Origin of the sequence: Sulfitobacter sediminis, from assembly GCF_040811725.1 — a bacterium.
Lineage (GTDB): Bacteria > Pseudomonadota > Alphaproteobacteria > Rhodobacterales > Rhodobacteraceae > Sulfitobacter > Sulfitobacter sediminis.
This window is the reverse complement of sequence record NZ_JBFNXX010000007.1, coordinates 114,432-139,643: the sequence shown is the minus strand read 5'-3', so window position 1 is coordinate 139,643 and position 25,212 is coordinate 114,432. Positions and strand designations below refer to the sequence as shown.

Sequence of the window (25,212 nt, the reverse complement as noted above, 5' to 3'; positions counted from 1 at the left end):
CAGATGAAGACTTCGGCATGTCGCGCAAGGGCGTCAAAAAGGGCCCGTGCGATCCGCATCATCGATTAGCGCTGCAAGCTGTGCTGCCCCTTCCAGAACGCGGTCTGTCTGCTTTGCGCGGACAAACTGACCCAACCGCCTGAGCGCCGGCTTGAGGCTGACCGGATCGAGGACCTCGGCGCTGCCGGTTCGGCGCACCTCGAGGTAATGGGTCCGGACGTATTCCGGCCCGAAGCTCGTTTTGTAGGCTTCGTCCCCGTGGCCGAAGTCATAGGTCTTGAACCCGGCTCCCGCCGCCCATTCGATGGCATGGGCATGCAGCAGCAGGCCGATGGCGGGATCGGTGGCATTCGGATCGCGCCCGGCGACAAGGAAATGCACGCTCCCCCGACCGGTATCCACGATGTGCCCCAGCGCACCGAGCATCCTGTCATCCTGCCAGAGCACGGGCAGATAGAGCCGGTCCATCGCGCCCGCCGTCAGCAGGGCGCGGCCGTAGCGTTCCGCAATCCTGAGCGCCTTGTCGCGGCCTTTCGTCTCCGACCATTTCGCGACCCAGTTCCGCAGGAGCCGGGCAATGTCATTCTCGATGTCGCCCCCGTCGCTGGTAGTGATGCGATAGGTTCCGCTTTCGATCAGCTTGCGGCGGTGGCGGCGGATTTTCTGCCGCGTGTTTGCGCTTAACCGCTCCGTCATGAGGGTTTCGAAACCAGAGGCCAGAGGCACCTGGAGCGACAGGAGGTTGTCGACCGTGCCCTTGTTGATCCGGTAATCTCGGAACTGGTAGGTGAACGCTGGGCCGAGGGCCTCGGCAAAGATCTTCGCGCGCCGTTCAGTCGGCTCGTATCGCAGGCTCAGGGCCTTCCACGGTAACCTCGCCAATGCCCGGGCGAGGGCACCGAGGGCCTCGCCTTCCCATTCTGGGTCGCAGATAAATCCGTTGTATTCACCCCAGGCCAGTCTGCCGCCTTCTTCAAGCTCGGTCTGGAACTGCTTGCGCGTCGTGCTCCAGTGGACCCTGTTCTTGGTCGGAAAGATGCAGATCGCTCTCCCGCCTCCGTCGCGCACGACGAAGACGCGCCAGCGGTCCGGGTTCGCCTCGAAACTCGGGGCGAGCCAGGCGTGCGAAAGGAAAACCCCCGCCTCCGGGTCACGCGCCAAGAGCCGGTCCCAATCGGCCTTGAGCGCCCGGAGACCGCGCATATCGGCAACGGTCTCGACGCCAAGGGCACTCGGGATGTTATAGCGCTGTGGATCGGCCAGATCGTTCATGCGCGCGATAGTATAGGTGGAATGCGGGAATATTGTGACGTGAGCAGGGCGTCGATGACCGGCCTTGCATCGGATCATCAGCGGCGCGAGTGGCCTATCGGTCGCCTTAGATCAAAGGCTGTCGCGCGGGGTCTTTCCGGCAAAGAAGGCGTCGAGATTGTCGAGCGCGCGAAACCCCATCGCGTCCCGCGTGCTGCGGGTGGCGCTGCCGATATGCGGCAGCATGAAGATGTTCTCATGCGCCGCGAAGGCAGGGTTTCCGCCGGGCTCGACCTTGAAACAGTCAAGCCCCGCCGCCGCCAGCTTGCCCGTGCCAATCGCCGCCCGCAGCGCATCCTCGTCCACCAGAGCACCACGCGCGGAGTTCACCAGCACCGCCCCGTCGGGCAAAAGGGCGAGGCGTTCGGCGTTCATCAGGTCAATCGTCTCGGGCGTCGCGGGGCAGTGGAGCGACAGAAAATCGGCGACATTGAGCACGCTTTCAATGGTTTCGTGGTAGGTCGCGCCCTGCTCAAGCTCGGGGGCGAGCCGGGAGCGGTTGTAGTAATGGATCTCCATCTCGAAACCGCGCGCCTTGGCGGCAAATGCCCGGCCGACGCGGCCCATCCCGATGATCCCCAGCCGTGCGCCGGTCACCTGTTTGCCCACCATGAAGGCGGGAGACCAGCTGTCCCACGCACCGGTGCGCACCAGCCTGTCGCCTTCGACAGCGCGTCGCGCCGCCCCCAGCATCAGCAGCATCGCCAGTTCGGCCGTGGCGTCCGACAGCACATCCGGCGTGTTCGTCACCACGATGCCGCGTGCCTTGAGGGCCGGGATATCGCAATGGTCTACGCCAACGGAGTGGTTCGCAACGATCTTGAGACGGGGATCAAGCCGCGCAACTACCTCGGCGCTGAAATGCTCCGAATGGCAGGGCATCATCGCGTCTACCTTGGCCGACATGGCGATGATCTCTTCGGCGGTGCCGGGGGTGTCGGCCTCGTTCAGGATCACCTCGTAGTCGCGGCGCGCGCGTTCGACCGTCGCGTCCGAGACTTTGCGCGGCAGCCAGAGAACCGGTTTGGCCATCAGTCGTCCTTGCGGATGGTTTCTTCGTAGAAGTTATAGAGTGCGAGGATCAGCACGAAGATCGCGATGCACATGAAGGGAAAGCCGCCCCAGAACCCGGCAAAGCCGGTCGAGATCGACTGCGACAGTCCCAGCACGAAGATGGCCATGAGGCCGATGCCGATCACCCCCATGATGAAATTGGTCATTCTTGACATTGTTTACTCTCCTTCTTCCGCCAGTGCGCGAAGCATCCAGGCGGCTGTACGCATCAGTCTGTCATCTTTTTCGACCGACCCGATCAGTTGTACACCGATAGGCAGGCCGTTTTCGCCCACCAGCAGGGGAAGGCTCAGGCAGGGCAGGCCGGCAAGGGTCCATATGGTGCAATAGATCGCATCCCCCGTGCTGCCCGCCGTCAGTGGCAGCGCCTCGCCGGTGGCGGAAGGCGCGAGGATCGCGTCGAAATCGTGGAAATGCTTTTCAAAGAACGCGTTCGCGGATTCCTTGACCGCCATGGCATCTTCGTACTGATCCTTGGTGATCGCGCGACCGCGCTTGATGGCGTCGGTCATCTCGGGGCTGAGAGGCGCGCCGTAGTCGGCCTCGATCAGCGCGATGTTCCCGGCGATCTCGTAGTCGTAGATCGTCTTGTGTACATCCGTCAGCCCCGCCAGTTGCGGTGCGGCGGGAAAGCGTTCGACCCGGTCGCCAAGCGCCTCGATCACCTGCTCAAGCCCGGCGGCGGTTTCGGGGTCCAGCCGGTCGTAGAAGGGCAGGTCGAACCAGGCGATGTCAGGCCCCGCAGGCGGCTCGGCCCGGGCACCGTCCAGCATTGCGGGGCGGGGGCGGGCAAAACTGGTCGGATCGCGCTGGTCGTAGCAGCCCAGGGCGTCTGTCAGCAGCGCGATGTCTTCGAGCGTGTTCGCAAAGACCCCGATCTGGTCCAGCGAAACAGAGGTGCGCAGCACGCCGCCGCGCGAAATCACTCCGCGCGTCGGCTTGAAACCGAAGGTGCCGCAGAAAGACGCGGGCCGGATGACCGAGCCGCCGGTCTGGGTGCCCACGGCCAGCGGCACATGGCGTGCGGCGACCGCCGCTGCGGACCCGGAAGACGATCCCGCAGGCGTGCGCGCGGGGTCGTGTGGATTGGTCGTATCGGTCGGATGCAGATACCCAAGCTCGGTGGTCTTGGTCTTGCCCATGATCACGGCACCTGCGTCATAGAGCCGTTCGACCATGCGCGCATCCGCGTCCGGTGTGCGCCCCTTGAAGATGGGCGTGCCCCGCTCGGTCGGCATATGGGCCGTGTCGATGATGTCCTTGAGGCCCACGGGCACCCCGTGCAGCGCACCTGTTGCATGCCCTGCCTTGCGGATGCGGTCCGCCTCGCGCGCCTGCGCAAGTGCCTCATCGGGGTCGAGATGCGCCCAGGCCTTGATGGTGCCTTCGGTCTCGTCGATGCGCTTGAGGTACGCCGCGACCAGCGCCTCTGACATCAGCCGCCCGTCACGGATTGCCCCGGCCGCCTCGACGGCCGGGAGCAGTGTCAGATCACCTTTCATCAGGGCACCCATACCCCGAAGAGGTAGTCAGGGAACCACAGAGCAATGCCCGGGAACTGGTACATCAGCACCATGCAGAGGATCACGATCCCAAGATAGGGCATGAGGCCCTTGAAGATCTCGATCAGCTCGATCTGGCTCTTCAGAACGCCCTTGAGGTAATAGGCCGACATGGCCATGGGCGGTGTCAGGAACGAGGTCTGCAGGTTCAGCGCGACCAGCATCGCGAAGAAATACGGGTTGACCCCGAAGGTGTCGAGCATGGGCAGGAAGATCGGCACGAAGATGATCAGAATCTCCGACCACTCCAACGGCCAGCCGAGCAGGAAGATGATCACCTGCGCGAGGACCAGGAACTGCCAGGGTTCGAGGTTCATCGCCACGACCCAATGCTCGATCACGTCGTGCCCGCCGAGGTACGAGAAGATCGAGGCAAAGGTCCAAGAGCCCACGAAAAGCCAGCAGACCATCGCGGTCGCCTTCGCAGTCAGGAACACCGACTGTTTGACCTTGTCCCAGGTAAGCGAGCGGTAGATCACCGCCAGCACCAGACCGCCAAGCGCGCCCATGGCCGCCGCTTCCGCAGGTGTAGCAAGACCGCCGAGGATTGACCCCAGGACCAGCATGATCAGCACCGTCAGCGGCACGAAGGAGATCAGCAGGTTCATGTAGATCTGGCTGCGCGGCGGCATGCCTTCCTGGTCCGGCATCGGCGCGAGCGAGGGGTTAATCTTCACCCGGATCATCGCGTAGACGATATAGAGACCGGCCAGCATCAGGCCCGGAAACACCGCCGCCGCATAAAGCCGCAGGGGCGACAATTCCGCAATGGCCGCGTAGACGATCAGCATGATCGACGGCGGGATCAGGATGCCCAAGGTGCCGCCTGCGCAGATGATGCCGGCAGCAAAGCTCTTGTTGTAGCCGGCCTTGGCCATCGCCGGATAGGCGAGCAGGCCCATCAGCGTCACCACGGCACCCACGATCCCCGATGCGGTCGAGAAGACCGCGCAGGTCAGCAGCGCCGCAATCCCCAGCGATCCGGGCAGGTTTCGCGCCGCCTGATAGAGCGAGAAAAACAGCCGGTCCACGATATTGGCCCGTTCCACCACGTAGCCCATGAACAGGAACAGCGGGATCGCGACCAGCGTGTCGTTCTCCATCACCGAATAGGTGTTCTGATTGAGCAGGTAGAAGATGTTGTTGTTGAAGATGTCCCCGAAGCTTTCGGGCGCACCGGTGTAGTAGGCATAGTAACCAAATGCCACGCCCATCGCGATCAGCGTGAAGGCAATCGGAAAGCCGAGCAGCACCAGAACGATGAACAGGCACAGCATCAGGATGGCGACTTGAGGATCGGTCATTTGCGGCCCTCCCCTGCGCCGGAAGCGGTTTCGTTATAGGCCTCGGGCCCCATGTCCATCAGCATGTCTTCGGTTTCTTTCACGTCGTCGATCCGTTCGGGCCAGCGACCGTCGCGCATGGCAATCCAGCAGCGCGCCATCTCGGCAAGGCCCTGAAGCATCAGCAGGGCACCGGCGACCGGGATCAGGGTTTTGAAGAAATAGATCTGGATGCGCGCGGGGCTGTTCCAGCTCACCTCCTTGTAGCGCCAGCTGTCCGAGGCGATTTCCCAGCCGTACCAGAACAGCGCGATCATGCCGGGGAAGAAGAAGATGATATATAGCAGGAAATCGACGCGCGCCTGCCAGCGGACCGGAAAAAGCCGATACAGCACGTCACCGCGCACATGCGCATCCTGCGCCAGCGCGTAAGCGCCAGACATCAGGAAAAGCGCGCCATACATCTGCACCATCACGTCGAATGCCCAGACCGTCGGGGAATTCAACACGTAGCGAACGAAGACCTCATAGGACACAGACAGTGTCAGGATGAGGATGCACCATCCGAAGGCTTTGCCGACCCACTGGCTCAAGCCCTCTATGGCGTGAATTGTCTTAATCAAGGAAGTAGCCCCCGCCTCGTTAACTCAACAGCCGGAGGCCGCCCATCAGGCGGCCCCCGACCTCTCACACGATGCGCCGATCAGGCGAAATAGTGGTTGTAGGCCAGCTTGTAGTCAGGCTGGTTGAGGTTGAGATAGTTCATCACGTTCTTGGCGTATGCCTTCTGGCTTTCGACGACCTTCGCAAAGAAGGGGTCTTCGCCGGAAATGCGGTCCACCACGACATCCCACGCCTTGAGCTGCTCTGCCATGACGCTGTCGGGCGTGCGGTAGACGTTGACGCCCTGTTCGTCGCGCAGCTTCACGAGGTCGTCGGCGTAACGCTTCGTATTATGCCAGTAGAAGTTCGAGTTCTCCGCTTCGGATGCGTACTTCAGGATTGCCTTCTGCTCGTCGGCCAGCGCATCGAATTTCGCCTTGTTGAATGTGACCTCGAAGAACTCCTGGCTCTGGTGGAACGAGGCAAGGTGGTAGTGCTTGGAGACGTCCTGCATACCGAAGTCGCGGTCGGAGGTCGGGTTGTTGAACTCGGCCGCGTCGATCAGGCCCGACTTCATCGCCGGCTGGATTTCGCCACCCGGAAGCTGCACGACCGACATGCCCATTTCCAGCAGAACGTCGGCAGCCAGACCCACGGTCCGGTACTTCAGCCCCTTCATCTGGGACGCGTCGGTGATCTGCTCCTTGAACCAGCCCAGCGGCTGTGCGGGCATGGGCGAGTTGAAGAACGACACGACGTTCAGGCCCAGCGATGCCATCAACTCGTCAAATAGCTCCTGACCGCCGCCGTAGTAGACCCAGCCCAGCACTTCCTGGCTGGACCAGCCAAAGCAGGGGCCGGTACCAAAGAGCGACGCCGCCTTGGACTTGGAATACCAATAGGCGGGAACATAGTGTGCCGCGTCCAGAACGCCGCGGTGAACCGCGTCCTGCATCTGGCTGGTCTTCACGACCGAATCCACCGGCAGGAGGTCGATTGTCAGCGCGCCGCCGGACATTTCGTTGACGCGGTTCACATAGGACTGCGCGTTTTCAAGAAAGATGCCGCCGCCCCAGGCCGCCTGCATCTTGAGCGTGGTGCCGTGGTTCGCGGCGATGGCTGGTGTCGCCAGTGCGCCTGCACCGGCAACGGCGGATCCGCGCAGAAAGTTTCTGCGGTTCAAAGATTTCGTCATGGTTCCTCCCAATTCTCAGATGTTGCTGATAGCCGCCCGAAAATTTTCTTTTCTGTCCGACTGATAGCCTGCCGAACACTAAGCTTCTTTGCGCTGGCGTCCAGTGCTTCTTTACCCGATATTTTCCGAGGTCAACGAATCCCGTCCGTGCATTTGTTCGGGATGCAGGTGAAAACTCTAAATAATTCAATAATTTGAATGTATCGGAGCGAAATTCGGTCTCGTGCCAGAGGTATTTTCGCGAACAACCGGCAAGCTGAAATTTCTCGAGATCGAAAGGGCGCGCTTCAATCAATAGGCGAGCCTGGGCAGGCTGGCACACCGATTTTCTGCGCATAGCGAAAAGAAAGCTATGGCAACGGCCCGCCAACGGGTGATTCATCCGGCGCGTGCTCTGCGCGGACAGTGATCTGGGCGGGCGGCCCTTAAGGCGACGTTCCCCTTCTGCGGTCTGAAGGCAGGAATTGCCTAGCGCCCTATGAGCCCCGGCAACCATGTTCCCAATTCCGGCACCCAGACGATCAGTGCCAGCACGAAAAGCTTTATCACCAGGAAGGGAGCGACCGCAGCATAGATCTGGCGCATGCGGATGTCAGGGGGGGCCACCCCCCGCATCACGAAGAGCAACAGGCCGAAGGGCGGGGTCAGCAGCCCGATCTCCATCGTCAGCAGATAGACGACGCCAAGGATCAGTTCGTTGATGCCCATCGCCTGCGCCAGCGGCACGAATATCGGCACCGTGACCATCAGCATCGACACCTGGTCAATGAAACACCCCAGGAAAAGCAGGATCGCGATCATTCCCAGCAGCACCATGAGCGGGGTAGGATCGAAGCTGTTGATCGTGCGGATCAATCCGCTGGTGGCACCGGAGAACGACAGCACCTGCGCAAAGGTCTGGCTTGCCGCGATGATGAAGAGGATCATCACCGACAGCTTCAACGTCTCCATCAGCGCGCGGCCCAGTTTCTCCCAGCTCAGCGCGCGGTAGGCGGCTCCGATGGCAACCGCTGTCAGACTGCCGAGCGCGGCACTTTCCGTCGGTGTGGCGATGCCCATGAGCAGTGAGCCGATGACCACGAAAAACAGGACCGAGAGGGGCAGAACGTAGATGATGAAGGGGGTCCAGCGTTCCCGCAGTGTCATCTGTTCCAGCGTCTCGGGCGGCGCGACGGAGCGATCAAGGATACTGCGGCCGACCACGTAGGCCACAAAGAGCGCGGCAAGTAAGAGGGCGGGGACAACCCCGGCGACGAGCAGCCCTGCGATGGAGATACCGGCAAGCGAACCAACCAGAACAGCCAGCGCCGAGGGCGGGATCAGCATCGCGATTGCCCCCGAGGCCATGATCGGCCCCATCGCCATCGACGGATGGTATCCGCGTTTCAGCATGCCCGGCAGCAGCGTGCTGCCCAGCATAGCGGTATTCGCGATGGTGGAACCGGAGAGGGCGGCAAAGATCGTGCCGCCAAAGATCGTGACGACGGACATGCGTCCGGGGATACGCGTCACGACCCGCTCGATCGCGTCTATGGCCCGGTGGGCGACCCCGGTCTGAAACAGGATTTCCCCCATCAGGATGAACAGGGGGATCGGTGCCAGTTGGAAATTCGCGACCGATTGCGTCGCGTTCCGCGCCAGTTGCAGGATGCCACGCTCACCGCCCAGCACGTGATAGGCCCCGACGGTCGTCACCGCGATGAAGGCGAAGGCAACCGGCATGCCCATCAGCAGCAGCACGCCAAGGCCACCCAGCATCAGGGTCAGGATCAGTACCCAATCCATCCCGTCAGAGCCCACTCAGCTTGCGGTCTGCGGGCCCGCTCTTCAGCATCTGGCGCAGGAAGACGATCACGCAGAGCGTCAGCGAGATGGGTACGAAAGACAGCATCCACCATTCGGGAATTACGAAGGAGGTGCGGATCATCGACCCGCGCGCGGCAGAGGCGAGCGCGGCCTGAAGCCCATACCACCCAAGCACCGCCGCCGTCACGGCACCGATCAGCGCCGTTGCCCGGCCAAGCTGCGCCTGTGCACGGGGGGCAAGGTTCGCGGTCAGCAGATCGACCTGCACATGGCCGTTTCGTGCAAGCACCCAGGGCGCACCCATGAACGTCGCGATCATCAGCGCGTATTGTATCGCGTCAAGCGCCCCGTAAATGATCGGAAACCCAAGGTTGCGCAGCGCCACGTTGATCGTGATCACCACCGCGATAGCACCAAAGATGCCCGCCGAAATCGCGGCGAGCACCCAGAGCATGCGGTCAAAGAACCGTGCGAACATGCCCGATTACTTGGTCAGGCAGGCTTTCAGTTCGCCGGCAAGCGCCGCATCGACAGCCTCGACCGCGGCCCAGCCCTCGGTCTGCGCGGTCTCAAGCCACTTCTCGGCGTCCGCCCCGCTCAGCGTGATCGTCTCGATCCCGGCATCCGCCTGTTTGGCGTATTCGGCCGCGTTGATTTCGGCGTTCTTGATGTTCAGCTCTTCCATCCAGGCGGCGCCTTCCTCAAGCTTTGCGCGCTGTTCGTCGGTCAGGCCGTTCCAGACATCGAGGTTCACCAGCAGGTTCACGTCCACGTTGTAAAAGCTCGGATCCACCCGGTACTTGGTCTGCTCGTCCCAGCCAAGGTCCAGCACACCCTGCGCGGGCCAGCCGTAGCCGTCGATCGCACCGCGTTCCAGCGCGCTATAGACTTCGCCGGGTGCGGTCCGCACGAGGTTGGCACCAAGGGCCGAGAACATGGCCTGATAGACCGGCGTGGTCCGAATGGTCAGCCCGGTCAGGTCCGGTCCTTCGATGGGCTTGGTCAGGTACAGGTGAAAGCCCATGCCGTCTCCGGCGCGCGCCAGGAACTTTACGTTCATCTGTTCCTGGTGGATGCGGTCAACCAAATCGTAGCAGCCGTTGGCGCGCTGCTCCTGCACCGTGTTCTCTGCCAGGTGGATCGCATCACCGGTGGGCACGAGGTTCGGATAGAACGCGGTGGTGTTGTTGGCAAGGTCAACGACGCCGGACTGCACCGCGTTGCCCAGCTCGAACGGCGGCACCGCTTCGGGCCCGCCGACGACCTGAATTTGCACCACACCTTTGCCGTTCTCGTTGATCCAGTCGACGAAGGCCTCGAACTCGCGGCTGAAGGTTGTGCCGAGGTTGAAGGCCGATACCGCGCGCAAAGTGACCTCTTCTGCGAAGGCGGCAGGGCTGAAGGTTGTTGCTGCAAGAAGGGCTGCGCCCACGAGTGCTTTGATTTTCATGCTGTGTCTCCCGGTGTTGAGGCTAGCCAGCGCTTTGTTACGCCGGTCCAATTTATATGTATCTGCATATATGTGGTAGCGATCCGCAAGGGCGCTGTCAATTTCCCTCGGACGTTCATCGCACGCAGACAATGACAATCCCGCCGTTTCGGACGGGCCCCGGCGTTCAAGTAGCTGCAAAGCGGTTCGGCCAGCGCGCCAGCCTATGCTTCCATTCCCGCCTCGAGAACCGTTTGCATCCGCGAGATGTCATCCAGCTTTATCGTGTGAACATCCTGCATCAGCTCAGAGAATTCCGCGACGCCCTTGAGGGACGCGATCTTCTCGCGGTGCCAGGCGACCGAGGCCGCGTGACACTCGGCAATGCCGGGGTAGGCCTTCAGACGGTCGATCTCTGACGCCAGTCGCGCGAGGTTTCGCTTGATTGTCAAGTCCTGATGCGTGTTCCAGTCCATCCGCGTCCAGTAATCCACCCCGATGGATCGGTCGACGTGCAGGGCGCGGCCCCTTTGACGCTTGACCAGGAAACTGTCGGAAGAGCGCAGCGCGTAATGGTTCAACTGAACAAGGTCGTACCCGATGGTCTTGAGGTCCGACCGCCAGCCGTTCTTGGCCCGGGCATCGGTGATGTCCTTGCCCGATCCGTTCACCCAAGTGATCTTTTCGTCGAAACCGTCGTTCAGCCCGTTGGGCCGGTGGCAGGAAATCTTGCGGTAGGCGCCGATATTGCGCGTCGCGGTCTTGAGACCCCAGGCGATATGCGGCTTGGGCAGGTAGGAGGGCGCGCATCTGTCGAATTGCTCGATCACGGGCAGGTCTTCGTAATCCTTCACACCCGCCGACCCGAACAGCCGCCATGTCATCGCGATGTTCGTGACACCTTCGGGCAGTGCATCGAGCAGGCAGTCGAAGGTGCCGTTGCCCGTGCGGATGTTGATGAATTCATCCGCGTCGATGTGCACAAGCCAATCCGCTTTCTCGACCACCGGATGCTTCATCGCGGCATTCAGTGCCACCACCTGGGGCGAGCTGCCCTCCCAGTCGCTGTTGTCGACATGGGTGACAATTCCCATCGCGGCCAGCCGGTCCAGCATCTCGGTTGTGCCGTCAGAGCAATCGTTGGTGTAGATCAGGAAATGGTGGAAGCCGATGGCGCGGTGATAGGCGATCCATTCCAGCAGGAAGGGACCTTCGTTCTTCATGCAGGCGATGATGACATTACCGGTCGATCCCTCTGCGGGCGGGCGCAGCGGGGCTTCGGCATAGGCAGGCAGCACCGCCTGTTCGTTCAGGCCGACGATATCGTTGCGGGGAAAGAAACGCTTGCTTAGCTTGATCTCAGGTTCTTTCCGGGGTGCGTCCGCCTGCGGGACCGTTTCGGGCAAGATGTTTTGCACCGGCTCGGCGATCTCTGTCTCGATCTCTTCGGACTTGGCATAGATCGTGGGCGCCGCGTTTTCGAGCGACTTTGCCTCGGTCTTGCCCTCATGCCCGAAATGCGCGGGATCGGTCTTGAAATCGGGGGCGAGGAAATCCGACAGCTTGTCGGGCGTGTCCGTCTCAATGTCGTAGATCAGGAAATGCTGCCCGGTTTTGGCAAAGAATTCGGGCACTTCGGCGTGGTGGCGATCCCATTGTTTCGACCAGAAGTCGATCAGTTCTTCCTGGGTGTTCAGCCCCAGACCTTTGCGGTAGCGCTCCGCGTAGTTCTGGTTTTTGCCATGCCGCAACCTGCTGCTGATCCAGCGATCCTTGCTGCGGGTATTGAGGATGAAATAGGACCGGGGATAATAGGCCGCGAGCGAACGATAAAACTCGCAGGCCTCGATCACGCCCTCGCGTTTGCTGACCCGCTGCATGTCCGTATAGCCGATCCAGCGGTCGAACCCTTCAAGCGGCGGTTTTCCGGCGCTCAGGTTCTCGGCCATGTCCTTGGCGAGGTTGCCGCGTTTGAAGTGAACTGCTGAGATGCCGTTCTGCTTCATGAATTCATAAAGCGAACGCGTGCCGCACTTGTTGAAACCGATCTGGAAAATCCGGGGGGTGATCGCATCAAATCCGGGTCCAATGACCTGAGTGGACATGAATTGTTCCTTTTTTGCCTGCTCTTTATGTTTTTTCTGGAGACTACGGCGCAGGGCCACGGTCGCCTAGACCAAATGCGCAACACCCGGGATCTAATTCTGACGGGGATTATTGGTTGTTGAACCCGGACAGACCCCTCGCACTTTACCCGATCTTGACCCTCCGCAGGCAATAGAGCCCGCGATGAGGCAGGTTCACATCAAAGCGCAAGGTTGCAAAAAAATGGTTTCGCGGTACAACGAATGCCAGAGCAGAAAGCCCAGGGCAAAGAAACCGGGCGTACAGAAAGATGATCGATGATGGAACAGGCAGTGGGGGCTGATCGGCCACCCCTTCCCGACGATCCGGACAATTGGGCAAGCCGCATACAATGGCTGGACAACGCCCTGATCATGCCGCCGCTTGCGGGGGGGAAGATCAGGCCTTGCGGTATTTTCAACGGCGATAACGCGTTCTGTCACGAAGCGGTCTACTGGAAGGGGCATCCCACCATGGTGCCCCCGCCGTCGCCCGAGCGGGCCGCTGTCGGGCAGACCCTGAAGGGCCGCTATCTCTGGGGCGGCAATATCCACTACCACTTCGGACACTTCCTGCTTGAATCCCTCGGGCGTCTCTGGGGCTGCGGCGCTGCAGGGAAAAAGCTCGACGGCGTGTTGTTCTTCAGGTGGCGGGGAAACGCGGCGAAAGAGAACGGTGCCGCTGTCGCCTGGGACAGCGACGAGGCCCCCTTGCTCAAGGAATTCCAGCGCGAGGTCTTTCGCCAGTTTGGCGTGGACGTCCCCGTTGGCATTGTTTCGCAGAACATCCGTGTCGAAGCGCTCTGCGTGCCCGGGCAGGGCTTTGGCGCAGGCAAGATGGCCTCGGGAACGGCAGCCTTCCGCGACTATGTGACGTCCAGATTTGGCAAGGACGTGCCCGCCGAAGGGCCCGAGAGACTGTATATCTCGCGCTCCCTTTTCGGCGCGCGGCGCGGCGGGGTTATCGGTGAGCCGCGGATCGAGGCTCGGCTCAGAGAGGACGATTACGAGATTTTCCATCCCGAGAAAGCAGATCTCAGAACCCAGATCGCCCGCTACAAGGCCGCGCGCGAGGTTGTCGCCCTTGACGGGTCCGCCCTGCATCTTCTGGCCATGGTCGCGCGTCCCGATCAAAAGGTTGCGCTCATTCGCCGCCGCCGCTCGGCCGTCGGTAGGGCCATCACGGATCAATTGCGGGCGTTCTCGGGGCGCAAGCCGCATGTGATCGACGCGATCAAGCAGCAGTGGATCCGTGAGGACAGGCTGAGGGTGGATGCCTTTTCCGTTGCCGAACTCAGCCTGCCGACGGTGGGCAAGTTGCTGTTCAAGCTTGGCATGGCCAGCCGTGGCGGGTGGGAGGACATGCCCGACACGGACCGTGACGCAATCCTGTCGCAATACAGGGAAGAAACCGGACAGGGCTTCAGGGCAGAGCGGGCAGCGACGAAACCGGCGCGCAGTTTGCCCGATGGCATCGTCGCCGCCTGCCACGGGATCGAGGTGCCGGAGTCATTCGCGGTTTCTCCCAAATGGTTGGTCCGCAAGATCAACAATGGCCGTTATGAGAAAGAGGAGATCGCCGGCGCGCTCGAACTCGTGGGCAGCGCGGACCGCGTTCTGGAATGCGGCGCAGGGATCGGGATTGTCGGGACGACAGTCGCCCACAACCGCAGGCCCCAGAAGATCCTGTCCTTCGAGGCCAACCCGAACATGATCCCGGTTGTCGAGGCGACCTACAGGCACAACCGCGTCGATGACATCATTTCCGTCACTCACGGTGCCCTGATGAGTGAAGAGGAACCGCCCGAAACCGTGGATTTCAACATCTCCAAGCGGTTCGCCTTCTCATCGCTCGCCACGCCTGAGCGCGAGATATCCGAGACGGTGTCCGTGCCCGTGCACCGCTTTGACGCGGTGAAGGAGGATTTCAAGCCAACGGCGCTGTTGATGGATATCGAAGGTGGCGAACTGCCCTTCCTCGAAGCGGCGGACCTTTCCGGGATCAACTCGGTGGTGATCGAGTTCCACCCAGAGGTCTACGGTCAGGAAGGTATGATGCGCTGCAAGGAGCTTCTCAGGACAGCGGGGTTCGAGCCGCTACCGCGCAAGTCGACCGAGACGGTCTGGGCAGCGCAGCGCGCAACGTGAACGAAAGAAAGAAGGATCGCTTGGGCAGGATACCGGAGAGATGAAGCAGGAGCTTATCGATAAGGGGGCCCCATACCCCTTGCGCATAAGCTACTGGCCGGAACCACGCGCAGACTAGTGGTGGTCTTTAGCGGCGTGGGCCGCTTTCCCGACGAATATCCCGCGATCGAATTCTTCCGCTCCGCCACGCAGGACGAGGCCAATCACGCGCTCTTTGTAAGCGACTTCAGCCGAAGCTGGCTCAACTGGCCCGGCATGGACGCACAAATCGCCGATATGGTCGCCAGCACCGCCGCCGAAAACGGGATCGACGATATCGCGCTCATCGGCAATTCAATGGGAGGCACCATGGCGCTGCTCATGGCGCGGCGCATCCCGGCACGGACCGTGATGGCCTTCGTGCCGCAGTATTCCGTGTCGCCCCAGATCATGCCGGAAGAGAAACGCTGGCGAAAGTATCGCGCTAACATCTCGGCGTTCATCTATCCCGAGGTGACACTTGAGAAAACGGACGATCAGACCGTTTACATCGTGCACGGCGGCACCGGCGGGGAACTGGCGCATGCGCTTAAGTTCCCCCTGATCAGGGGCATCCGTCATTTCATCCTCCCGCAATACGGCCACAACCACGCCAAGATGCTGAATCGCAAGGCTGTTCTGGCCCCGCTTATCGGCGCCGCCCTTGCAGAGCGGCGGGTCAAGGTGCGCAAGATCATCGAAGCGGATAGCGGGCTATTCCTGCGCGATTTCAAGGCGGGACTGGACACGCAGGATTTGCAATGGGCGGGCAGGGCATGACCCCCGCGCCAACACGAAAAAAAACAACATCGAGCAGGAGAACCAAGCCAATGAAAAAGGCACTGATTACCGGGGTAGCAGGACAGGACGGCGCCTATCTGGCGCAGCTTCTGTTGTCGAAAGGCTACGAGGTCACGGGCACCATCCGGCGCAATTCGCTGGACGAGTTGGAGCGGCTGCGGCGGCTCGGCATTGCCGAGCGTGTGCAGGTGGTCTGCGCCGAGTTGACAGATGCCAACAACATCACCCGTCTTATCCGGGATGGCCGCTATGACGAGATCTACAATCTTGCCGCGCAAAGCTTTGTCGGCAGTTCCTGGGACCAGCCGATCTATACCTCGGACGTGAATGCCATCGGTGTCGTCCGCCTGCTGGATGCGATCCGCACCTTCTCGCCGGAGGCCCGCTTCTACCAGGCGTCCACCTCCGAGATGTTCGGAAGGGTGCGCGAGACGCCACAGAACGAGATGACCGCATTCTATCCCCGTTCCCCCTACGGCGTGGCAAAGGCCTATGGCCATTACATCACCATGAACTATCGCGAGAGCTTTGGGATGCATGCCTCCTCCGGCATCCTTTTCAACCACGAAAGCCCGCTCCGCGGTCCGGAATTCGTGACCCGCAAGATCACCCTCGGCCTGGCCCGCATCGCTGCGGGCGAGGATCACGTAATCGAACTCGGCAACCTCGACGCAGAACGCGACTGGGGATTTGCAGGGGATTACGTTGAAGGCATGTGGCGAATGCTGCAGCAGGATCAGGCTGACGACTACGTGCTGGCGACAGGTGTGACGACCTCAATCCGCGATTTCGTGGGTTTCGCCGCCGCCGCCCTTGGGCTGTCGCTGGACTGGCAGGGCAAGGGCGACAAGGAGACGGCGACCGACACCGCCACCGGCAGGCGGATCGTCGAGGTGAACCCTGCCTTCTTCCGACCTGCGGAGGTCGATCAACTGATTGGAGATGCGTCCAAGGCGCGCAAGGTTCTTGGCTGGTGCCCGATGGTCGAGGTTGCCGAGCTTGCCGGGATGATGGCGCGTGCGGACTACGAGGATGCGACCGGAGAGCAGGCCCGGAATGGCGTACCCGCCGCGGTGGCGCTACGTGATCTGTCCGATCAGCCGCGCCATCTCAGCGCCTGATCTCTCGGCTTCGCGCGCGCGAAAGGCGGCAAGCCCTGCGCTGATGTCCATGAACTCCCCGTCGCTTGCGGTTGAAATGCGCTCAAGGCTCTCCTCGACCCTGTTGTCTGACACCAGCATCGGGTGGCGGTAGCAGGCCTCTGACCAGCGGTCCATGACGACAGGCACGCCAAAGCCTACGGACATGATCACGGTCGAGGTGGTCTTGATCCGCTGGTATTGCGCGAAATCGGCGGGGATCAGCGGATGAAAGACCGTGGCGGAGCGAAAGCTTGCAAAGACATCGGCGTGGGGCACTTCACCCATGGGCCCCGCGGGCAGGATGCGCATCCGCTCACCCAGACCGCGCCGGGCGATTTCCGCCGCGATGTTTTCGCGGTCCGCGCCGCTTGAGGGAAACTCGAACCGCAGATTGTCCCAGCGGGTCGGATTTTCGGCCAGCGCGTCGATCAGCCCCCGATAATTGCGGGTGCGCAGCGACATGTTGCCGGGGACGACAACCTTGCGCGGCTCGGACACCTGATATGTGTTGGGTGGATCGCTTTCGACGAAGCTGGTCAACAACCCGAACTTGTCCACGTGCCGCCCGTTCATACGCGAAAGCACCTCGCTCGTGACATGGGGCGCGAGGGTGAGAAAGGCAAAATCGTCCCGCTCCAGGGCATCGTGAAAGACCGCATCGCCCATGAATTGGTCGACGTTGTGCACGATGGAAATCACCGGTTTGCCGCAGGTCTTTGCCCATTTCGCCGCCTTGCGACGATTGAAGGTGTTGAGCACGACGAAATCCACGTCGTCGGTCAGGACGGTGCCAAGGTCGAACCCCTTGCCACCGGGCTCGGGCGACAGGGCGGTATAGGTGATATCTGCGTCGCCCGTCCGTATCTCGTCAAAGATATCTCCCCGCACGCGTCGGATCCGCCTGTTCAGAAATACCTGCGGCCGGTAACCGGCCGCGTTACAGGCGGCGATCACCGAGGGGATCACCTCTTCGTGCCGGGGTTCGAACTGGATGATCACGCATTTCCGCATGGAGGGCATTCTGCTCTCTCGTTGTCCATTTTTTGCCCAAGTCTACTTTGGCGCTTCTGTCGGGGCCAGATCTTTGGCGCGCCGGATGACCGATTTGTCATGGTCGGTCACCGGAATTCGGGGCCCGGCAGGGGCACGACGGACTGCGGTGAAAATGGCGCGAACCTCCAGGGCCTCACACAAAGTTACCCTGCGTAACCTTCTGTGATTGCAGCAAAAGCATCCGGGACCGGCAAAATCCCGCGCGCCGCTTTCTCACGAACTTGTGAAATATCGGGAAAAATGCTACCATCACTAGAAATAGATGGCTTGGAATTAAATCGTCCCTTCATGCTTGCTGCAGCGCTATTGCGCTGAAACCGTGCCTTTTTTTCGGCATGAACTCCTCCTGACGATCATTCCGAACAAAAGAACCGTTTTCGGCTTGCTCAACCTCTGGGAGAGCATGGGGATTATTTTGTCTTCGTAGATTGGGAGGTTCAGTTGACATTCGTACCCAAAAGCCCCGGCGTCTATTTCCGGGAGATACCAAGTGGCGCGCGCACGATCGTCGGCGCCTCCACCTCAATCGCGGCTTTCGTCGGCGGCTTCCCGCGGGGGCCGCTCGATACACCGCTGCGCATGTTCGGGCAGGCTGATTTCGGCAACGCCTTCGGCGGGCTGAATTCCGACTATCCGACCAGCTTTGCCGTCTCGCAGTTCTTCCTCAATGGCGGCGGGCAGGCCTACGGTGTGCGCGTCAGCCCGGATGCGACAGCGGCGCTCTTGGTGATGAACGACACCTCGAACCAGCCCACGCTGCGCGCCACCGCCGGTCGGCAGGTCGGCGGCGTCTCGCTCGACGACCCGGGGGAATGGGGCGACGCGATCCGCATCGACGTCGATACCATCACGCCGGACCCAACGACGCAGTTCAATCTGACCGTTTCCGAAGTGCTGGACGAGGACGGGATCGAGGTCGCGCAGCGCACGGAGGTCTATCGCAACCTCACGCTGACGGCGGGGCCGCGCAATGCGCTTGACGTCGTGAACGGCGCGTCGACCATCGTGCAACTCAGCCGGGATGCCGGTTGGGCGGCAAACGGGTTGCCCACACCCACGGGTTTCTATTCCGGCGCGATCACCTTGGGAGATCTCGCGGGGATCACGGCGGCGAATGACATCGACGTGGATCTCGGTGCCGGTTCCGAGACCGTTTCGGTTCCCTTTGCATCGCCCCCTACCACTCTGGCTGAAGCGGCGTCTGGCTTGCAGGCCGGGCTGCGCGCGGCCTTCCCGGCGGACAGGCTATGGGCGCAGCTCACGGTCAGCGTTGTCGGCGACCGTTTGCGCATCGTTCCGGGACGTGCCTCACCCGACTACGACCCGGGCACGGTCATCAGCATCGCCGACAACGTCTCTGACCTTGCCTCGCGGCTCGCCATCGATGCCGCCGCGCGTGCCAACGTCGAGCAATACGCACCCAGCAATACCGCCGCCGCCTTCCAAAGCACCGCCACGGCTGGCAGCGACGGCGCGGCCAACGCAGCCGCCGATCTGCGCGGGGACCGGGCCACGCGCACGGGGTTCTACGCCCTCGATGACGTGCGGGGTTTCAACATGCTCTCCATCCCCGAAGCCTCGGAACTGGGAAGCGTCGCCAACCTGGCGTCTGTCATGTCGGCAGCGGCCACCTACTGCACCGAAAAGCGCGCGATGCTTTTCATCGACCCGCCCGAGGACACCGACACCATCGAGGAAGCCGAGGACTGGCTGGGCCAGATCGCCGACGCCGGGCTGCGCACACCCAACACGGTGACCTACTACCCGCTGGTTCATCTGCCCGATCCGGGCAGCGAGAACCGGCCGCGCCCCTTCGCGCCATCAGGTACGATGGCGGGTGTCTGGGCGCGCACGGACCGTCAGACCGGGGTGTGGAAGGCACCGGCCGGAATTGCCGCGCGGCTCACCAACGTCATCGCACTCGACCACGTGATGACCGATCAGGAGAACGGCGTCATCAACCCGCTGGGCATGAACGCCCTTCGCAACTTCGACATCCCAGGCAACGTTTCCTGGGGCGCGCGCACGCTGGTGGGCGCGGACCTGCTGGCGTCGGACTGGAAATACATTCCCGTCCGCCGGATGGCGCTCTTCATCGAAAGCTCGCTCTACGACGGCCTGCAATGGGCGGTCTTCCAGCCCAATGACGAACCGCTCTGGAACGAGATGCGCGGTGCCGTGACCGCCTTCATGCAGGGCCTGTTCCGGCAGGGCGCTTTCCAGGGGGCGTCGCCGCGCGATGCCTACATCGTCAAATGCGACAGCGAGACGACCACACAGGCCGACATCAATGCGGGCATCGTGAACCTCTTCGTGGGTTTCGCGCCATTGCGTCCGGCCGAGTTCGTGATCGTCAGCATTCAACTTCAGATCAGCCAGGACGCCTAAAGGAGAGACCCGATGACCCAACTCAATCTGTCAGGACAGCGTGTCGTTCCCTACGCGGGCCACAAGTTCCGCATCAAGGAAATCGGCGGGGACTACTTCTTCGCCGTCAACAAGATCAGCGCGCTCAGCCGCACGGTCGAGGTGATGGAATATCGCGAGGGGGGGGATCCGTCGCTCATGCGCAAATCTCCCGGCCAGGCCAAGTACGAGCCCATCACCATGGAGCGCGGGGTCACCAACAACCCGCAGTTCGAACAATGGGCCAACAAGGTCTGGAACTACGGCGAGGGGCTGGGCGCCGAGGTCTCGCTCGCAGATTTCCGCAAGCAGCTCTATCTGGAAATCTACAACGAGGCCGGGCAGCTTGTGCTCGGCTACCGGATCTACCAGTGCTGGGTGTCCGAGTTCCGCGCCTTCCCCGACCTGGACGCGGGCAGCTCCGCCTTTGCCATCCAGACCATCAAGCTAGAGAACGAGGGCTGGGAGCGGGATTACGACATCACCGTCCCCGATGAACCCAGCCTGACCGAACCTGCCGCCTGATCCCATGGCACGGATATCCGACAGCACGCTCCTCGACCTGTGGGAGCAGGGGGCCTGCGAACACCCTCTCGACCGGGCGCTGGGCCTGCTTGCCCAGCTTGGCGAGGGCAGGTCGCGCAGCGCGCTTGCCGCGCTGCCCATCGCCGAGCGTGACAGGCGGCTCTTCGCGGTGGCCGAGGCGATTTTCGGGCCGGAACTGGCGCTGATGGCCACCTGCCGGAGCTGCAGCGCCGAGACCGAACTGACCTTTGCCGTGGCTGATATCATGGCCCTGGACACGCCCGCCGATGCACGCCGCGTTCTGAGCCACGGTGGGCGTGACCATGGCTACCGGATGCCCGACAGCCGCGACATCGCACAGGCGCTGCAGGCACCCGACCCACACCGTGCCTTGTTGCTTTCGTTGCTCGGACGGGCGGAGGCGCCGGAGGATTTGCTAAAAGCGCTCGACGTCGCGCTGACCGAGGCTGCCGGGCTAGAGACACTGAGCCTCACGTTCGATTGCGTTGAATGCGGCGCGGGGCAGGAGGCGCCCTTTGACATCCTGGACTACATCTGGCGCCGGATCAGCGCCGAGGCACGGCGGCTGATGTGGGACATCCACCTGCTCGCGAGGGCCTACGGGTGGACGAGTGGCGAAATCCTCGCGCTTTCACCGCTCCGCCGGGCCGAACACGTGGCGATGGTAAGCGCATGACAGTGTCCGAGATCAAAGGCTTCGCTTCGCGGCTGCTGGAGAGGGCGGCAGGGATCACCGGCCCCCTCCGCCCGCGGATCGCGCCCTATTTCGGAACGCCGGAGGTATCCGCGAAGCCGCTCATCGAGGAGGAAACGGTCGAGCGCCAAGCGCAGACACCGGAGCCGATGAGCCCGAAGGACCGGAGCCCGGTGGCCTCCGAACCGAATGGCCCGGAAGAGATTTCTGCCCCCCGGTTTCCGCAATCTCCGCCCCGAGGGGAGCCCGAAGAACATCGCCTCATGCCCCGGCAGGAGCCTCCGGCCACGGCACAGGCGGTGTCATCGGATCAGGCCGCTGAGCCATCGGTCACCGACGCTGCGGCAGCGTTACCACAAACGGAAACGCCGCCTGCACCCGATACCAAAACAGCACTCGCGGACGTCCCGGTTCCCCCTCGGCAAACCCCGCCGCCGACCCTCACCGCTGCGCCGCCCGAAAGAGGCCCCCGGCAGTCAGTGCCCGTCCCGGATTTGCGCACGGCACTCGCCGCCGCTGTCGCCCGCCTGCGTCCTGCGCCCGATCCGGAACCGGAAGCAAAGCTCATGCCGTCCTCGGAACCGAACCGTGCGAACGAGCCTCCAGCGCCGCGAGAGACGCCGGCACCGGTGCAGCGTCCCCGCCATCCGCAAACGCAGGACCCCCAGCCGCTGCATGTGCACATCGGCGAGATCGTCATCGCCCCCGACCCGTACGACATGCCCGCACAGCGGCCCGCCACCAGCCAGCAGACCGAGTGGAAACCCGCGCTGACCCTTGATGACTACCGCGACCGCCGCAGGAAGGAGGGCGCATGAGCACCGCATTGGCCATCGCGGGTGTGACCCAGCTTCTGCGGGACCTGCTGAACGACGGGCTGGTCGACAATGACGTAGGCGCCGCCATCGGCACGAACGTTTCCGTCCATGCCCGTGACCCTGACCGTGTGCTGGAGCTTGCCGATGACGGCTCGCTGCTCAATGTCTTTCTCTACAACGTCGACAACCAGGGGAACTGGGCCAACCAGATCCTGCCGACCCGCACGCCGCAGGGCTTTCGGGACCGCAACACGCCGCTGACGCTCGACCTCTACTATCTGGTCAGCGCCATCACCTCCGAGGACCTGCACCACGATATCCTGCTGGGTTACGCCATGCAGATCCTGCACGAACATCCCGGTTTCGACCGGGCGGAGATACAGGCCGGTCTCAATCCTTCACCTGCGGTCGCGGGCTCCCTGCCGCCCGCGTTGCAGGCGCTTGCGCAGACGGGGCTGGCCGATCAGATCGAGCAACTGGTGATCAGCCCCGTCTATCTCTCGCCCGAAGAGATGTCGAAACTCTGGACCTCGTTCCAGGCAACCTACCGCAGTTCGATGGCCTACCGGGTGTCTTCTGTTATCATCGAACGCGATGTGCCCGCGCGCAGTGCGCTGCCGGTCCTCACCATCGGGTCGGACAATCGCGGCGCGCAGGTGACGCCCGGTCTCGACATCGCCATGCCACGGATCGTGTCGCTGAGCCTGCCCGACGGCCAGCCCAGTGCGCGGCCCGGCGATGTGATCGTCCTCCGGGGTCAGCGGTTGAGCGGGACGGACGTGAGCGTCCAGTTCGACAACCCCGCCCTTGCCACGCCGATCAGCCTGCCGCCCGATCCCGGCGGGACCTCGACGGCCCAGACAGTCACGCTGCCCGATGTGCCAGCCAGTTGGGCGCCGGGCCTCTATCAGGTCAGCCTCAGTGCCCGCAGTGCACCGGGCGAACCGCTCTACCGTTCCAATGCCGCTGCCTTCCAGCTGGCCCCGATTGCCAGCCTGCCCCCAACCAGCGTCGCCCGCGTCGTGCCAGATGACCTTGTAGAGGTCGCTCTCGATTTTCGCCCGCATGTCTGGCCGGGTCAGCGGGTCGAGCTTATCCTCGGCGGTCATCTTGCCACCGCTGAACCACGGACCGCCGCCACGGGCAGCGCCACCTTCACCTTCCCCGACATTCCGGCTGGCGGCTATCCCCTGCGCCTGCGCGTCGATGGTGTCGAAAGCTGGCTTGTCCTGCGCGAGTTGCCCCCTGTCGGGCCGGGCTTCGAGCCACGGCGTCCGGAGTACGACCCGACCCAAACCCTCACGGTGCCCGCATGACCCTGCACGGCCCCGATATCCGGCCCGAGCCGCCACGGCGCCTGACCGAGATGCTGGCGGACCTGTCAGCTGCGTTCGAGACGGAGGGCCAGCCCGGAGCGACGCTGCTGACTGGCACGGTTTTCGAAGACCTCGCCAGCCGTTTCGGCCTCGATGCGCCGGAAACATCGGCCATCGCCATGCTTGCCGCTGCCGCGATCGACCAGCGCAGCGCTGCCGCTCTTTCCGCCTCCGGCCACGCCCCGACGGTCGCTGACCTGATGACAGCGATCCCCGGTCTGCGCTGGGAAAGCCTGTCCCAGTCCGCCGTGCTGCGGGGCTGGTTCCTGATCCGGCTGGGCAGCGCGCAGCAGCTCCGGAACAGTACGGTGGCGATCGATTCCCGCATCCTCGACTGGTGCCAGGGCGACAACACTCCCGACGCGCGGCTTGGACCGCATCTGCGGCCCCTAGCAGCCCGGGACATCCTGTCCGACCGCCAATGCCGCCGGGCCGATACCGCCGCAGACACCCTTGCAGAGCGCATCACGCGGGCAGGCACAGGGTCTCTTGTGATCGTCGGGGAAGGGCAGGGCACGCGCGATGCCTTGGCCAGCCGGGTCGCGGCAAGCCTTTCGATGGAACCCCTTGGCATCGACGCGAGCCTCTTCGACACGCCCGCCGCCGACAGCCGCGCGCTGCAACGGCTTCTGGCGCGTGAGACGGTGCTGGCGCGGGCGCTGCCGCTGATCACCGTCGAGACGCTGGGCCCGCGCGAGGCAGCCTTCTGCCGTTCGCTCGAGATGCCTGCCCTGATCCTCGCCGACAGTATCGCACATCGCACGTTGCTGCCGCGCGGCGCGGAACTCTTCACGCTGGAGCCGCCCGACGCTGCCGAGCGTTCCGAGCTGTGGCACCGCCATCTGGAGCTGCCCGCGCACGCGGCCCTGTCCGATCTCGCCGAAAGCTTCGTGATCGGCGCCGACGATATCGCGCGCATCGCGGCGGACCTCGAACCCCTCCCACCCGATGCCCGCGCAGATGCGGCATGGGCCACGGCGCGACAGCACCTCGCCCCGCCCCCCGAACCCCTGGTGCAGGAGATCAGGCCAACGGTCGGCTGGGCGGACCTGATCCTGCCGCCCGCGACCGAGGCGACCCTGCGCCTCATCGCTTCCCAGATCCGCCATCGCGCGCGGGTCTACCGCGACTGGCATTTCGCCGACCGGCTTTCGCGCGGGTTGGGTGTGACCGCGCTTTTCTCCGGGCCCAGCGGCACCGGCAAGACGCTCGCCGCCGAGGTGATCGCGGCGGAACTGGACCTGCCGCTGCTGCGCGTGAACCTCTCGCAGGTCGTGGACAAGTACATCGGCGAGACCGAGAAACATCTCGACCATGTCTTTGCCATGGCCGAACGCGCGGGTGCGATCCTTTTCTTCGACGAGGCCGAGGCGCTCTTTCACAAACGCGGCGACGGGGAGAGTGCGCAGGAGCGGTTTGCGGCGATGACCGTTGCCTACCTCTTGCAGCGGTTGGAGTGCTGCAACGCCACCTGCATCCTCGCCACGAATATGCGCGCCTCGGTCGACGACGCTTTCCTGCGGCGCATCCGCTTTGCCGTGCACTTCGCCTTTCCCGCCGCTGCCGAACGTGCGCGCCTCTGGGCCGCGGCCTTCCCGGGGGAAGCGCCGCTGGACAGGGTCGATCCCGTGACGCTCGCGCTGCTGCCCGCGACCGGCGGCACGATCCGCAATGCCGCGCTCAACGCCGCCTTCCTCGCCGCCGAGACGGAGAGTGCCATCGGCATGACGCATGTCTGCGCGGCGCTCGAGATCGAGAACGCCAAGCTGGCGCAGCCCATTGATCTCGGCCCCCTGCGCAGAAGGGCATCGCTGTGAAACGTCC

At 63.0% G+C, this 25,212-nt stretch carries 21 protein-coding genes; 9 read left to right on the top strand and 12 right to left on the bottom strand.

From position 1 onward, the window contains the following. Positions 1 to 33: 33 nt before the first annotated feature. The 11 genes from AB2B41_RS11415 to AB2B41_RS11365 form a co-directional block, all read right to left on the bottom strand. Positions 34 to 1,272 (bottom strand): GNAT family N-acetyltransferase, encoded by a 1,239-nt coding sequence (locus tag AB2B41_RS11415; protein ID WP_367877923.1) that lies wholly within the window; start codon positions 1,270 to 1,272, stop codon positions 34 to 36. 111 nt (positions 1,273 to 1,383) lie between these two features. Beyond that, complete coding sequence (locus AB2B41_RS11410; RefSeq protein WP_367877922.1) at positions 1,384 to 2,343, bottom strand: 2-hydroxyacid dehydrogenase; 960 nt, start codon at positions 2,341 to 2,343, stop codon at positions 1,384 to 1,386. After that, positions 2,343 to 2,540 (bottom strand): hypothetical protein, encoded by a 198-nt coding sequence (locus tag AB2B41_RS11405; RefSeq protein WP_367877921.1) that lies wholly within the window; start codon positions 2,538 to 2,540, stop codon positions 2,343 to 2,345. The genes AB2B41_RS11410 and AB2B41_RS11405 overlap by 1 nt, the downstream gene beginning before the upstream one ends. A gap of 3 nt (positions 2,541 to 2,543) precedes the next feature. Beyond that, positions 2,544 to 3,887, bottom strand: a complete 1,344-nt coding sequence (locus tag AB2B41_RS11400) for an amidase (protein ID WP_367877920.1) — start codon at positions 3,885 to 3,887, stop codon at positions 2,544 to 2,546. Continuing rightward, on the bottom strand, positions 3,887 to 5,251 hold the full coding sequence (locus tag AB2B41_RS11395) for a TRAP transporter large permease (protein WP_367877919.1): 1,365 nt from the start codon (positions 5,249 to 5,251) through the stop codon (positions 3,887 to 3,889). Before AB2B41_RS11395 ends, AB2B41_RS11400 begins: the two co-directional genes overlap by 1 nt. Further along, positions 5,248 to 5,853, bottom strand: coding sequence for a TRAP transporter small permease subunit (locus AB2B41_RS11390; RefSeq protein WP_367877918.1), 606 nt, complete (start codon positions 5,851 to 5,853; stop codon positions 5,248 to 5,250). The genes AB2B41_RS11395 and AB2B41_RS11390 overlap by 4 nt, the downstream gene beginning before the upstream one ends. Positions 5,854 to 5,933: 80 nt before the next feature. Beyond that, on the bottom strand, positions 5,934 to 7,028 hold the full coding sequence (locus AB2B41_RS11385; RefSeq protein WP_367877917.1) for a TRAP transporter substrate-binding protein: 1,095 nt from the start codon (positions 7,026 to 7,028) through the stop codon (positions 5,934 to 5,936). Positions 7,029 to 7,496: 468 nt separating this feature from the next. Beyond that, entirely contained in the window at positions 7,497 to 8,813 is a 1,317-nt protein-coding gene (locus AB2B41_RS11380; RefSeq protein WP_367877916.1) for a TRAP transporter large permease, read from the bottom strand. Positions 8,814 to 8,817: 4 nt separating this feature from the next. After that, positions 8,818 to 9,312, bottom strand: coding sequence for a TRAP transporter small permease (locus AB2B41_RS11375; protein WP_367877915.1), 495 nt, complete (start codon positions 9,310 to 9,312; stop codon positions 8,818 to 8,820). A 6-nt stretch (positions 9,313 to 9,318) separates the two neighbouring features. Continuing rightward, positions 9,319 to 10,284 (bottom strand): TRAP transporter substrate-binding protein DctP, encoded by a 966-nt coding sequence (gene dctP / locus AB2B41_RS11370; RefSeq protein WP_367877914.1) that lies wholly within the window; start codon positions 10,282 to 10,284, stop codon positions 9,319 to 9,321. Positions 10,285 to 10,487: 203 nt separating this feature from the next. Next, complete coding sequence (locus AB2B41_RS11365) at positions 10,488 to 12,368, bottom strand: glycosyltransferase family 2 protein (RefSeq protein ID WP_367877913.1); 1,881 nt, start codon at positions 12,366 to 12,368, stop codon at positions 10,488 to 10,490. Positions 12,369 to 12,665: 297 nt separating this feature from the next. Between AB2B41_RS11365 and AB2B41_RS11360 the strand changes: the two genes are divergently transcribed. The 3 genes from AB2B41_RS11360 to gmd all read left to right on the top strand — a co-directional run bounded on the left by AB2B41_RS11360 (position 12,666) and on the right by gmd (position 16,474). Continuing rightward, positions 12,666 to 14,534, top strand: coding sequence for an FkbM family methyltransferase (locus AB2B41_RS11360; RefSeq protein WP_367877912.1), 1,869 nt, complete (start codon positions 12,666 to 12,668; stop codon positions 14,532 to 14,534). 117 nt (positions 14,535 to 14,651) lie between these two features. Then, the gene (locus tag AB2B41_RS11355) at positions 14,652 to 15,332 is read left to right on the top strand and encodes an alpha/beta hydrolase (RefSeq protein ID WP_367877911.1); all 681 of its coding nucleotides are present in this window, start codon (positions 14,652 to 14,654) and stop codon (positions 15,330 to 15,332) included. Between the two features lie 50 nt (positions 15,333 to 15,382). Next, a complete protein-coding gene (gene gmd / locus AB2B41_RS11350; protein WP_367877910.1) occupies positions 15,383 to 16,474 on the top strand; it encodes a GDP-mannose 4,6-dehydratase in 1,092 nt (363 codons plus the stop codon). Here gmd and AB2B41_RS11345 read toward each other — a convergent pair. Continuing rightward, the gene (locus tag AB2B41_RS11345) at positions 16,433 to 17,515 is read right to left on the bottom strand and encodes a hypothetical protein (protein WP_367877909.1); all 1,083 of its coding nucleotides are present in this window, start codon (positions 17,513 to 17,515) and stop codon (positions 16,433 to 16,435) included. The genes gmd and AB2B41_RS11345 overlap by 42 nt on opposite strands. 474 nt (positions 17,516 to 17,989) lie before the next feature. Between AB2B41_RS11345 and AB2B41_RS11340 the strand changes: the two genes are divergently transcribed. The 6 genes from AB2B41_RS11340 to AB2B41_RS11315 are packed head-to-tail and all read left to right on the top strand — an operon-like array spanning position 17,990 to position 25,205. Further along, positions 17,990 to 19,936, top strand: a complete 1,947-nt coding sequence (locus AB2B41_RS11340; protein WP_367877908.1) for a phage tail sheath family protein — start codon at positions 17,990 to 17,992, stop codon at positions 19,934 to 19,936. 12 nt (positions 19,937 to 19,948) lie between these two features. Then, positions 19,949 to 20,479: a phage tail protein gene (locus AB2B41_RS11335; protein WP_367877907.1), complete on the top strand. Its 531-nt coding sequence runs from the start codon at positions 19,949 to 19,951 to the stop codon at positions 20,477 to 20,479. A gap of 4 nt (positions 20,480 to 20,483) precedes the next feature. Beyond that, entirely contained in the window at positions 20,484 to 21,176 is a 693-nt protein-coding gene (locus tag AB2B41_RS11330) for a hypothetical protein (protein WP_367877906.1), read from the top strand. Further along, positions 21,173 to 22,012, top strand: coding sequence for a hypothetical protein (locus AB2B41_RS11325; RefSeq protein ID WP_367877905.1), 840 nt, complete (start codon positions 21,173 to 21,175; stop codon positions 22,010 to 22,012). Before AB2B41_RS11330 ends, AB2B41_RS11325 begins: the two co-directional genes overlap by 4 nt. Continuing rightward, positions 22,009 to 23,328, top strand: coding sequence for a Pvc16 family protein (locus tag AB2B41_RS11320; RefSeq protein WP_367877904.1), 1,320 nt, complete (start codon positions 22,009 to 22,011; stop codon positions 23,326 to 23,328). Before AB2B41_RS11325 ends, AB2B41_RS11320 begins: the two co-directional genes overlap by 4 nt. Then, positions 23,325 to 25,205 (top strand): ATP-binding protein, encoded by a 1,881-nt coding sequence (locus AB2B41_RS11315; RefSeq protein WP_367877903.1) that lies wholly within the window; start codon positions 23,325 to 23,327, stop codon positions 25,203 to 25,205. Before AB2B41_RS11320 ends, AB2B41_RS11315 begins: the two co-directional genes overlap by 4 nt. The last annotated feature ends 7 nt before the right edge of the window (positions 25,206 to 25,212 follow it).

What these genes read in the sequence shown, in the direction of transcription:
- gmd (WP_367877910.1), top strand. Translation starts at nt 15,383, where the DNA reads ATGAAAAAGGCACTGATTACCGGGGTAGCAGGACAGGACGGCGCCTAT.
- AB2B41_RS11415 (WP_367877923.1), bottom strand. Translation starts at nt 1,272, where the DNA reads ATGAACGATCTGGCCGATCCACAGCGCTATAACATCCCGAGTGCCCTT.
- AB2B41_RS11395 (WP_367877919.1), bottom strand. Translation starts at nt 5,251, where the DNA reads ATGACCGATCCTCAAGTCGCCATCCTGATGCTGTGCCTGTTCATCGTT.
- AB2B41_RS11365 (WP_367877913.1), bottom strand. Translation starts at nt 12,368, where the DNA reads ATGTCCACTCAGGTCATTGGACCCGGATTTGATGCGATCACCCCCCGG.
- AB2B41_RS11345 (WP_367877909.1), bottom strand. Translation starts at nt 17,515, where the DNA reads ATGCCCTCCATGCGGAAATGCGTGATCATCCAGTTCGAACCCCGGCAC.
- AB2B41_RS11385 (WP_367877917.1), bottom strand. Translation starts at nt 7,028, where the DNA reads ATGACGAAATCTTTGAACCGCAGAAACTTTCTGCGCGGATCCGCCGTT.
- AB2B41_RS11320 (WP_367877904.1), top strand. Translation starts at nt 22,009, where the DNA reads ATGAGCACCGCATTGGCCATCGCGGGTGTGACCCAGCTTCTGCGGGAC.
- AB2B41_RS11330 (WP_367877906.1), top strand. Translation starts at nt 20,484, where the DNA reads ATGGCACGGATATCCGACAGCACGCTCCTCGACCTGTGGGAGCAGGGG.
- AB2B41_RS11335 (WP_367877907.1), top strand. Translation starts at nt 19,949, where the DNA reads ATGACCCAACTCAATCTGTCAGGACAGCGTGTCGTTCCCTACGCGGGC.
- AB2B41_RS11405 (WP_367877921.1), bottom strand. Translation starts at nt 2,540, where the DNA reads ATGTCAAGAATGACCAATTTCATCATGGGGGTGATCGGCATCGGCCTC.
- AB2B41_RS11380 (WP_367877916.1), bottom strand. Translation starts at nt 8,813, where the DNA reads ATGGATTGGGTACTGATCCTGACCCTGATGCTGGGTGGCCTTGGCGTG.
- AB2B41_RS11400 (WP_367877920.1), bottom strand. Translation starts at nt 3,887, where the DNA reads ATGAAAGGTGATCTGACACTGCTCCCGGCCGTCGAGGCGGCCGGGGCA.
- AB2B41_RS11360 (WP_367877912.1), top strand. Translation starts at nt 12,666, where the DNA reads ATGATGGAACAGGCAGTGGGGGCTGATCGGCCACCCCTTCCCGACGAT.
- AB2B41_RS11315 (WP_367877903.1), top strand. Translation starts at nt 23,325, where the DNA reads ATGACCCTGCACGGCCCCGATATCCGGCCCGAGCCGCCACGGCGCCTG.
- AB2B41_RS11410 (WP_367877922.1), bottom strand. Translation starts at nt 2,343, where the DNA reads ATGGCCAAACCGGTTCTCTGGCTGCCGCGCAAAGTCTCGGACGCGACG.
- AB2B41_RS11375 (WP_367877915.1), bottom strand. Translation starts at nt 9,312, where the DNA reads ATGTTCGCACGGTTCTTTGACCGCATGCTCTGGGTGCTCGCCGCGATT.
- AB2B41_RS11325 (WP_367877905.1), top strand. Translation starts at nt 21,173, where the DNA reads ATGACAGTGTCCGAGATCAAAGGCTTCGCTTCGCGGCTGCTGGAGAGG.
- dctP (WP_367877914.1), bottom strand. Translation starts at nt 10,284, where the DNA reads ATGAAAATCAAAGCACTCGTGGGCGCAGCCCTTCTTGCAGCAACAACC.